Source organism: Streptomyces sp. NPDC058464, from assembly GCF_042721035.1.
Classification (GTDB): domain Bacteria; phylum Actinomycetota; class Actinomycetes; order Streptomycetales; family Streptomycetaceae; genus Streptomyces.
The window spans coordinates 139,796-150,296 of record NZ_JBHXMA010000030.1 but is presented as its reverse complement, the minus strand read 5'-3'; the positions used below and the strand labels follow the sequence as shown (position 1 = coordinate 150,296).

At 72.8% G+C, this 10,501-nt stretch carries 3 protein-coding genes; all 3 read right to left on the bottom strand.

The window, feature by feature from the left end; genetic code table 11:
* Positions 1-43: 43 nt before the first annotated feature.
* The 3 genes from ACFWPQ_RS34390 to ACFWPQ_RS34380 all read right to left on the bottom strand — a co-directional run bounded on the left by ACFWPQ_RS34390 (position 44) and on the right by ACFWPQ_RS34380 (position 10,345).
* Positions 44-4,420, bottom strand: coding sequence for an FtsK/SpoIIIE domain-containing protein (locus ACFWPQ_RS34390; RefSeq protein WP_384043530.1), 4,377 nt, complete (start codon positions 4,418-4,420; stop codon positions 44-46).
* A gap of 94 nt (positions 4,421-4,514) precedes the next feature.
* Positions 4,515-4,811 carry a WXG100 family type VII secretion target gene (locus ACFWPQ_RS34385; protein WP_361292658.1) on the bottom strand — a complete coding sequence of 99 codons (297 nt, stop codon included), beginning with the start codon at positions 4,809-4,811 and terminating at the stop codon, positions 4,515-4,517.
* An 80-nt stretch (positions 4,812-4,891) separates the two neighbouring features.
* Positions 4,892-10,345, bottom strand: a complete 5,454-nt coding sequence (locus ACFWPQ_RS34380) for a hypothetical protein (protein WP_384043526.1) — start codon at positions 10,343-10,345, stop codon at positions 4,892-4,894.
* Between the last annotated feature and the right edge of the window lie 156 nt (positions 10,346-10,501).

Here is a 10,501-nt window from a genome sequence, read left to right as displayed (position 1 = left end):
GCCCCCGGCCGGGAAGCCGGGGGCCGATCGCCGTGCGGCCCGGCTAGTCGACCGTGGTCTTCGGTACCCGGACCGTCAGGAAGCGGCCGTCGCCGACCTGGAGGTGGGCCCGGCCCGGTTCGTTGTCCTGGCCGATGAGGCCACGCGGCAGGCGGGCACCGACGAGCTCGCCGTCGCTGGCCGAGCGCGGGGAGAGCAGGGCTCCGCAGCGGTTGCGGCGCACGATGGACTGCCAGCCGGACAGACCGCCGAGCAGGACCTCGTTGTTGCCGGCCACGATCAGGCCCCAGCCGTCACCGGCACTTCCCCGGGCGAGCGAGGCGAGGTCGTTGTCCAGCTCCGAGTTGATCATCAGTTCGGCGTCGTCGACCAGGATCGCGCCGGCCGGTGAGTCCACCTTGCCGAGCGCGGCGCGGAAGTCGGCGACCTCGACGTCGGCGTCCGTGAACAGCCCGACCACCCCGGGGTGTCCGGCGAGCCCCCGCAGCGGCGAGGTCCGGGGGGTGACCACCAGGATCTTCGTGCCCAGGTCGAGCAGCGAGCGGGCCATGGTGAGCAGCACGGTGCTGCGGCCGGAGCGCGGCGGCCCGCCGATGACGAAGGACGGGACCTGGGAGAGGTCGGTGCCCTGGGCGGAGAGTTCGTCGCCGCCGACGCCGACCATCGCCCACAGCGGGGAGACCTGCTTCGGCCTGCGCGAGAGCGCCTCCTCGAAGCCGAGCCGGTCGGGCAGGACGTCCACCCGGAACGGCCGCCGTTCCGCCGGGACCCCGGCGTCCCGTTGCGTGGTGCGCCCGGCCAGTGCGGCCAGCGCGCGGGTCTGGGCGGCGCCGCTCGGGTCCGCGCCGTCGACCAGCGCGATCTGGGCGCTCGTCGCGTCCTTGGGCTGGAGGGCGCGGCCTGCGGGCAGGTCCTCCGGGACGTTGCGCACGGTCAGCCCGACCGTCGAGTAGTCGTTGCGCTCGTTGAGGCGCAGCACCAGCTTGTCCTCGGTGGTGGCGGAGAACCGGCTCTGGCCGAGCACCCGGTCGCCGGCGATCACCAGATGCACGCCGACGCCGGCCCCTTCGCGCATCAGCAGGACCATGGCGTCCAGCACACTGCCCTGGTCGAAGGCCGAGTACTCCCGTTCGAAGGCCTCGAACCGGTCGAGCAGGAGCACGATGTGCGCGGGCCGCTCCTCCTCCGGCAGGTTCCGGCGCAGTTCGGTCAGGTCGGCGACGCCGTGCCGGCCGAGCAGCGTGCGCCGCCGGGCCACCTCGGCGGTGAGCCGGTTCGTCAGCCGTACGACCCGCTCGGCCTCGCCGCGGTCCACCACCGCGCCGCAGTGCGGCAGTCCGGTGAGGGCCTGCAGGGCGCCGTTGCCGCAGTCCAGGCCGTAGAGGTGGAGGTCGGCGGTGCCGTGCGCCCGGACCAGGGCGGCGGCCAGGGTGCGCAGGGTCTGCGAACGGCCGCTGCGCGGCGAGCCGATGACGTGCAGGTGGCCCATCCGGTCGAGGTCGAAGACGAGTTCGCGCTGCGCCTGCTCGGCCGGGACGTCGACCATGCCGTACGCAACCGCGGGCAGCTGCCCCGGAGCGGCGGGCGCCGTGGACAGGCCGGCCAGCTCGAGGGAGTCGGGCAGCGGCGGCAGCCAGGGCCGGCGCGGGGGCTCCACCGTCAGCTGCTCTGCCGCCCCGCGCACGGCCTCGACCAGCACGGACAGGTCGGTGACGGGCTGCACGGCCTGCTCGGTCTCCGCCGCGCGGGGCAGCGGGTCGCCGAGCGCCTCCCAGTGGAGTTCGGTGAGGACGGGCGCGGGGGGCTTGTCGTCGGCGGCCCCCGGGTAGAGGCGGCGGCCGCCGATCCGGCCGGTCTGGAAGGGCAGCAGGGCCGCGTGGCCGAGCCGGGCGTAGGCGCGGCCGGGCGTGCGGGGCGAGAGCTGGCCGGAGTCGGGGGCGTCGATGATGTCCCGGCTCTCGGAGGTGTCGGTGGTGCGCAGGGCGATACGGAGGTTGGTGTTGGCCCGGATGTCGGCGGTGACCGCCCCGGAGGGCCGCTGGGTGGCGAGCATCAGGTGGATGCCGAGGGAGCGGCCCCGCTGGGCGATGTTGACCAGCCCGCTGACGAAGTCCGGCAGTTCGCGGACCATGGAGGCGAACTCGTCGATGACCAGGACCAGTCGGGGCAGCGGTCCGAGTTCCGGCCGCCGGGTGCGCTTGTCGGTGTAGTCGTCGAGGTCCTTGGCGGCGGCCACGGCCAGGATGTGCTCGCGGCGCTTGAGTTCGGCGCCGAGGGAGACCAGGGCGCGTTCCACGAGGTGGGTGTCGAGGTCGGTGACCATGCCGACGGTGTGCGGGAGATCCTCGCACTCGGCGAAGGCGCTGCCGCCCTTGTAGTCGATGAGCACGAAGTTCAGCTCGTCGGGGCGGTTGGCGACGGCGAGGCCGGCCACCAGGGTCTGCAGCAGTTCGGACTTGCCGGAGCCGGTGGTGCCCGCGATCAGTCCGTGCGGTCCGTCGGCGGCGAGGTCGACGGAGAACGGCCCGTCGACGCCGGTGCCCAGGACCGCCCTGGTGCTGCGGCCGCGCACGACCCAGCCGGCGGCGATCCCGTCCGGGACCGGCGGTTCCAGGCCGAGGACGTCGAGCAGCCGTACGGAGCCGGGCAGCAGGCTCTCCTCGGCCTCGTCGCCGACGTCCCGCAGGGGGGCGAGGGCACGGGCGACGCCGATGGACCAGGCGCGGCCCGGAGCGTCGGTCAGGACGCCGTCCACCGGGTCGGCGCCGGTCCGCTCGACCCGCAGCCGGCCGTCGGTGCCGACCACGGCGACGGCCTGGCACTCCTCGGGCAGCAGCCGGGCCTCGTCGTCCACGCACACCGCGTACACGCCGACGGCCGGGCCCTCGCGCAGGATCTGGATGACGCCGGGCAGGGCCCGCAGCCGGCGGGCGCCGTCGAGGACGACCAGGATGTCGGGCTCACCGGCCGCGCCGCCGCGCGGTGCCTTCTCCCCCGCCGTCTGCCGGGCGGCGATGACGGCGCAGATCTCGGCGATCCGGCGGCCGGTGGACTCGGCGGTGGCGCCGACCATGCTGCGGGTGTCCTCGCCGAGCGGGGCGGTGTGCGGCAGCCAGTGCACCCAGGACCAGCGGTCCTCGCCGCCGCTGCCCGCGAGGACGCAGATCCGCAGGTCGGTGGGGCTGTGCAGGGTGGCCGCCTGGGCGGTCAGCCAGCGCACCAGCGGATCGGCCGCGTCTCGGCCGGCCACTCCCAGGACCCCGGCCGCGCGCAGCGGCACGGTGACGGGGACGGCCCGGGTGGTGCGGGTGAGGCGGCGGCGGTGCTCGGCCTGGGCCGGGTCCTCCAGTTCCACGAAGGCCGGGCGGTCGGCCACGCCGAGGCGCAGCAGCAGGAAGTCGTCGTCGCGCCAGCGGCGCTCCCACAGCCGCAGGCGGGGCCCGGCGGCGATGAGCAGGGCGCTGGCCGGATCGGGGCTCGCGGCCCGGCGGGCCCGCTGCTCGGCGAGGACCGCCTCGGTCACCTCCTCCTCCAGCTCGGCCTTCTTCCGCTCGTACTCGGCGACCTGCTGCTGGTGGTTCTCCTTGCCGCGCTTCTTGCCGTAGAGCTGGTTGACCAGGGCGAGGACCGGGGACAGCAGGCCGAAGACCAGGAACCGGGTGTTGTGCAGCAGCAGTACGGAGACCAGGGACATCACCAACGGCGCGAAGATCAGGGGCAGTTGGATCTTGCTGCGGGGCGGCTTGCCGGGCGGCACCGGCAGCTTGAACCGGTTCTGCACGGGCGGCGGCAGCAGCCTCGGCGGGCGGTTGTAGTCGAGGCCGACCCCGTCCTCGGAGGGGACGAGGGCGGCGTCGGGCAGGGTGGGCTCGGTCAGCTCCAGCAGGGTGGGGCCGACCTTGAGGACACCGCCGGCCGGCCAGTCGGCCCAGTCCGGTACGGCGGTGTCGTCGAGCAGGGCCTGCTCACCCGGCGCGGAACGGACGGTCGCGGTGCCGGCGGCGGAGACCTTGAGGAGGGCGGCCGTCTCGGCGAGGTCGTCGGCGGTCAGCCGGATCCGGCAGGCGTGCGCGGCGCCGATCTCGTAGTCGCCGGGCGGCAGCCGGAAGACGGCGCCGGCGTCGGTGCCGCCGACGGCGCGCACCTCGACGACGCCGTCCGGTTCCCGGCCGGGAAAGGCGACGGGCCGGTCCAGGGACAGCAGACTGCCGGCCCGCAGGCCGGTGGCGCCCACCGGCTGGTCGTACGGCAGCTCGGTGCCGCTGTGGAAGAGGGCGGGGGGCGCGTCGGGGTCACCGCCGCGCAGCCGTCGGCCGAGTTCCTCGGCGAGCTCGCCGACCGGAACCGACGGGTCGGCCTCGATCATGATGTCCGCGGTCTGGCCCTGCTGCGGGTCGACGGCGGTCACGGTCACACGCATGGTCGGTGCTCCTCGGTGCACGCGGGAGAGATGGTGTCGACGGCGGCCGGGCCGGGCCGCGGGGACGGACCCGGCCCGGCCGGTGTGCCTGGACCTACTGGCTGAGGCTGCTGCCCATGCTGTCGTCGAGCTGGTTGAAGCCCTTGCCGACGCCGTCGACGTACTTGGAGATGCCCGTCAGGCCGTCGACGACCTGCTGGTAGTGCTGCTTGAACTCGTCCACGAAGGGGAGGAAGTACTTCTTGGCACCGGGGGTGTTGTAGCCGTCCTCCGTCAGGGCGTGGAGGTCCCGCGCGATCTTCTCCAGCTGGGCCACTGCGGTGTCGTACTCGTTCATGGTGCTGGCGGCGGAGGCGGCGGTCTTCTCGTCGTTGACGATGTAGTCGGCCATTGGAATTTCTCCCGTTTCTCTTCTGTCTTTTCTGCCTTTTCGGTTCGGCGCCCTACACACGCGTGGGTCGCCGAAGTGGTTCAGAGGGTGATGGGCTTTTCGTCGTTGGAATGTGCGAAGTCGACGTCGGCGTTGTTGTTCAGGCCGCCGAGGACCTTCGTGGGGATGCTGGAGATGGCCGTCTCGGGGCCCTTGGTCTTGAAGATGTGGGTGTTCTCCAGCTTTGTGCTCGCGAGCCCGCTGCCGATGCCGTTGCCGAGGCGGATGCCGGCGTTCTCCAGGGTGGTGAGCGGGTCGGCGTGTTGGTTGTCGATGGCGTAGGCGGCGCTGATGCCCGAGCTGAAGACGCCCTTGAGGACGCCGGTGACGGCCTGGTAGCCGTACTCGCGCAGGTCGGTGACCGAGGTGGGGCTGCTGGTGTACGAGTAGTACTCGTGGACCGGTGAGTGCTGTTCGTTGACGGAGCCGGCCGCGTCCACGTCGGCGACGGTCCTGCCGTTGCCGTCCTTGACCTTGGCGGCGCCGCTGGTGCCCACGTCGACCTTGAAGGTGCTGCCGTCTGGCTTGGTGACCGTGCCGTCCACGCCGCCGTTCTTGACGTGGACGGTGGTGGTGTCGCCGCCGGCGGTGCTGGTGAAGGTGGCCTTGCCGCCCGGGTGCTGGGTGATCGTCACCCCGTTCGCCGGGTCGTGGGTGGTCGCGGTGCCGTGGTCGAAGGTGCTGGTGGCGCCGCCGTGCGGGCTGGTGACGGTGGTGCCGCCGGGGCCCTGGGTGATGGTGGTGCCGTTGCTGAGCTTGGCGTGCGGGGGTCCGGCCGGGCCCTGCTGTCCGGGTGGCGGGCCGTCGGTGGTCACCCCCGGGCCGGACAGGGTGCCGTCCTTGCCGACGGTGACGGTGTTGCCCGGGCCGTGGCCGCCTCCGCCGCCGCCGGGGAGGGAGACCTCGAAGGTGCCGTTGCCGGCCGGTTTCACGTCGAAGTGGCCGCCGTGGACGGTGGACTTGCCGCTGCCGACCGGTACCTCCACGCCGGGCCCGCCGTTGTTGCCGCCCACGGTGAAGGTCTCGGGTCCGTGCGGGGGTGTCTGGGTCTGCGGGTTGTGCGGTCCGTCGAGGATTCCGGCCTTCTGGCCCGCGGTGCCCGCGTTCTCCTTGTCGCCGGGGGTCTTGGTGACGGTGACGTTCCCGGTGTCGACGGTGGTCTTGCCGCCGAGGAAGCCCTCGTGGTGCACGGTGGGGCCGCCGCCGGGCGCGTTCACGGTGATGCCGCTGTGGCCGTTGCCGTCGATGGTGCTGATCGGGGTCTGGCCGGGGCCGTTGCCGATCGGGCGGCCCGCGGTGTCGATGGGCTGATGGGTGACCGGGTCCAGGTGGGTTCCGGAGGGGCCGAGGCTGTGGACGCCGCCGGGGCCGAAGGTGCCCTGGGCCGGACCGTAGGTGGTGGTGAACTCGCCCTCGTGGCCGTCGGCGGTGTGGTGGACGACCGTGCTGCCGGGCTCGGCGATCGGGTCGGCGCCGTGGGTGGTGATGGTGGGCCCGTTCGGGCCGTTGGACAGGGTGTTCTCACCGCCCGTCGTCTTGGGCTTGCCGAACAGGCCCCAGCCCTCCTGTGCCGGGGTGTGGACGGTGACCTGGGTGTTGCTGCCGCCGATGTCGGCGCCGGAGGGGGAGTTGTGGACGGTGGCCTGGCCGTTGCCGTCGATGCTGTGGCCGACGCCGGACTTGTCGTGGACGGTGTTGGTGGTCCGGCCGCCCGGGCCGTGGGTGATCGTGGTGGTGAAGCCGCCGTCCGAGTGGGTGACGGTCTGCCCGTTCGAGGTGATCACGTTGCCGTCCGCGCCGATGACGGTCGTGCTGGTCGCGGGGACCCCACCGCCCTCGCCGGGGTTGTGGGGCCGTGGGCCGCGGCCGGCGATCGCGCCGTCGGGGCCCTGGGCGGAGAGGGAGCCGTCCTGGCCGATCGTGGCGGTGCTGGGCGACTGCGCGCCGTTCGGCTGGTGGGTGAGGACGACGTCTCCGTCGCCGTTCACCGTGGTGCTGACGCCCTGGGTGTCGATCCCGTTCGGGCTCAGGGTCGCCTGGGTGCCGCCGTCCGCGGGGTTGGCGATGGTGGCGTGGCCGTCGGCGTCCGGGTGGACGGTGAGGGTGCCGTCGGTGACGGTGCCGTTGTTGTCGACGGCGAAGCCGCTGCCGTTGTCGGTGGCGACGGTGCCGTTCGGGCCGTGGTCGACGGTGGTGTGGGCGCCGGCCGGGGCCGAGGTGGTGACGGCGCCGTTCGGGCCGACGGTGGCGTTCGCGGCGTTGTTGCCGCCCACGTCGGTGTGGGCGCCGTTGCCGGTCAGGGTGGAGGTGCTGCCGTCGGCGGTGGTGACCTGCACCGGGTTCCCGCCCTTCGGCGGGGTGACGGTGACCGCGGGCGGGCCGCCGGCGCCGTGCGGGCCGACGGTGGTCGGGGCGTTCGGGGCGGTGCTGACCGTGGTGCCGCCGTGGCTGACGGTGGAGGTGCCGTCGGGCCCGTGGCTGATCTGGACGGGGTGGGCCCCGCCCGTGCTGCCGGTGATGCCGTTCGGGCCGTGACTGACCTGGACGGGGCCCTGGTTGAGGGTGGTCGTGCCGTTGTTCACCGAGACGGTGGTGCCGTTCTTGCCGGTGAGCGTGACGGTGTGGGAGCCGCTGCCGTCCACGCTGATGGTGGCGTTGCCCAGGGTGACGGGGTGGCCGGGGGTGGGCTGCGGGACGCCCTCGGTGGTCGGGACGCCCTCGGTGGTGGGGACGCCTTCCTTGCCCGGGGCGCCGTCTGCGTTCGGGGCGCCCTTCGGCGGGGTCACGGTGATCTGGCCGTCGGGGCCGACGTCGAACTTCTGGCCGTCGTGCGCGATGGCCGCGGAGCCGTCCTTGTGCAGCGTGGTCGACCCGGCGGTGACGACCCCGTCCGGGGTGTGGTGGATGCCGTCGACGTCGAAGCGTCCGCCCGGGCTGACACCGAAGCCGTTGCCGTCGGCTCCCTTGAAGGTGACGCCGTGCGGCGAGAAGTCCACCGTGTGGGTGCCGTTGGTGGCGCTGCCGCCGCCGGTGTGGTCGGTCCTGATGCCGCCGACGGAGACGTCGCCGCTCGGGTGCACGGTCACCGGCGGGTGCCCGCCGGCCGGGGTCACGTCGAGCGTGCCGTTGCCGTTGCCGCCGTGGAACTGCACGGTGTCCGGGTTGGCGCCCCCGGTGTGCACGGTGAAGCCGGTGTTGTCGAGGGTGGTGGTGTGCCCGCCGGGCGTGGTGACGGTCGCGCCGCCGCCCTGCGGCAGGGTGGTCGTGGTGGCGCCGTCGGTGACGGTGACCGGCTGGGTGGAGTGCGCGGGCGGCACGGTGACGCCCTGTCCGCCCGGACCGCCGTTGTTCACGTGGACGGTGCCGCCGTTGTCGACCGAGGCGTGCGAGCCGCTCGGGAAGGACACCCCGTTGTTGATGTGACCGGCGTTCGCGGTGATCGTGGTGTTGTGGCCGAGGTTGACGCCGATGCTGTTGTCGGCCGGGTTGTGGGTGATGACCGCAGGGGTGCCGCCGTCCGGGTGCGGGGTGGTGAAGACCGAGTGGACGCCGTTCTGGTGGTCGACCGAGATTCCGGGGGCGTGCACCGAGCCGAAGTCCGGGCGGTCGGTGGCGCCGACGCCGCCGGGCGTGCTGATCTCGTGGCCGTTCAGCGTGAACTGGGGCGTCGGGCCGTTGCCGTCCGCGCCGGGCGAGCTGATGGTGGTGACGCCGTTCCGGTGGTCGACCTCGCCGAAGGAGCCGGAGGTCTTGAAGCCGTTCGGCGACAGTTCGGTGCCGATCGTGGGCGCCTTCGCGCCGAGCCCGCCGAAGGAGTCCTTGATGGTCCCCGCGAACTCCCCGGCGCCGACGTCGAACGCCTTCTCCCCGAACTCCGGGCCGCGCAGCGGGGTCTCGATCTTGGTCGTCGTGCCGTCCGAGGTGACCTTGTCCCCGACCGGCGACGTGATGGTGTTCGCGCCGTTCTTGGTCTCCGAGGTGAAGCCGTCGGGGGTGGTGGTCTTGATCTTGGTGTCCGCGTCCGGCGGCGCGAAGGGAAGATCGTCGCCGCGCGGCCCGTCGACGTCCTTCGGGCCGGGCGGCACGACCTTCGCCTCGGTCTTGGTGCCGTCCGGCGTGGTCACCTTGGTCTTCAGCTCGCCGGTGGACGCGTCCGTGCCGGTCGAGCCGTTGATGCCGTGGAAGCCGGTCTTCTGGGGCACTCCCTTGCCGTCCACGTGGAAGACGCCGCTGGGCTTGAACTTGCCGTTCGTGACGCCGAGGCTCTCCAGCGAGAACGCCTTGTCGATGTTGCTCTTGAACTTGCCCTCGGTGGTGAAGGCGTCCTTGAACCTGTTGGCGAACTTGGTCCCGCCGAACAGCGAGAGCGCACCGCCGGAGGCGGCGCCGATCAGCGAGCCGATCGCGGCGGGTCCGAGGTCGAACTTCTTGCCGTCGGCCAGCGCCGTGATGCCCGACGCCGCGAACCCGAGGGTGAACTCGGTGCCCACGTCGACCGCGACCTTGCCGAAGGCGGCGAGCGCCGGGTTCTCGCCGAGCCCCACCAGGCCCTTGCCCAGCGGGGCGATGACCTTGCGGAACGCGGTCGAGCCCTGAATGATCTTCGTCAGGGTGGCGGAGACGGTACCGGCTCCCTTGCCCAGCTTGGCGAGGAACGGGGCGATCTTCGCCAGCTTGGCCACCGTGCCGCCGACCTTGCCGAGCGCGCCGAGCAGCACACCGCCGGGTACCAGCGTCAGGATGCCGATGACGATGTCTCCCACGTCGAACTTGCCCTGGGAGGCCATCCGGATCAGGGAGAGGCCCAGCAGGGCCGCCCCGAGGAGCACGCCCACGAAGGGGAAGAAGACGGCGACGATCCCGACGATGATGCCCGCGATGATCTCGATGAACGGATTGTCGGCGAGGAAGTCGCCGAGCTTCTTGAAGAAACCGCGCTCCGGGATCGCCTCGTTCGCCGCCTCGTCCAGGATGACCGAGGCCCGCCGCGACCCGTCCTGTCGCAGCTGCTCCGCCTGCCGCCCCAACCCCTCGGCGGCCGACAGCCGGCTCTTCGCCTCGTCGACCTGACCCTGCTGGGTGTCGTGCGCCTCGACCTGGTCCGGGGTGGCGTCCGCGGCCAGTGCCGGTACGTCCGACTGCGCGGTCGCGGCCACTTCCTGGCCCTCGTCGATCGCCCGGTCCAGCATGTCCTGGGCGTTCGTCAGGGTGTCGGCGTACGTGGTGTACGCCTCGGCCGCGTCCCGGAAGGAGTCCCGGGTCCTGGCCAGCATCCCCGGCAGATCCTTGTTGATCTTCTCCCGGAGGGCGTCCATCGCCTTGCCCTTGCCCTGCCGGATCGCCCCGTCGGAGCTCAGCAAGTCGAAGGCCTCGCCGGCCCCGTCACCGAGTTCCTGGTACGTGCCGGCCAGCGTCCGGATGGCCTCCGGATCGCCGGGGGTGGGGTCGTTGGTGAACCCCAGGACCTCCCAGCCCGTGGTGTGCCGTCGTGCCATCTCGGCGCCTCCCCGCTTCTCGTTCTTCGGCGCCCTGTGCACGGCTCAGGTCCGGGAACGGTTCAGAGAGTTTGAACCGACCGGGCGATCCACCCGTGTGACGGCCGACGCGCTCCCAGCCGCGCGTCGACGGCCCTGACGGAGGAGGACGAGAAA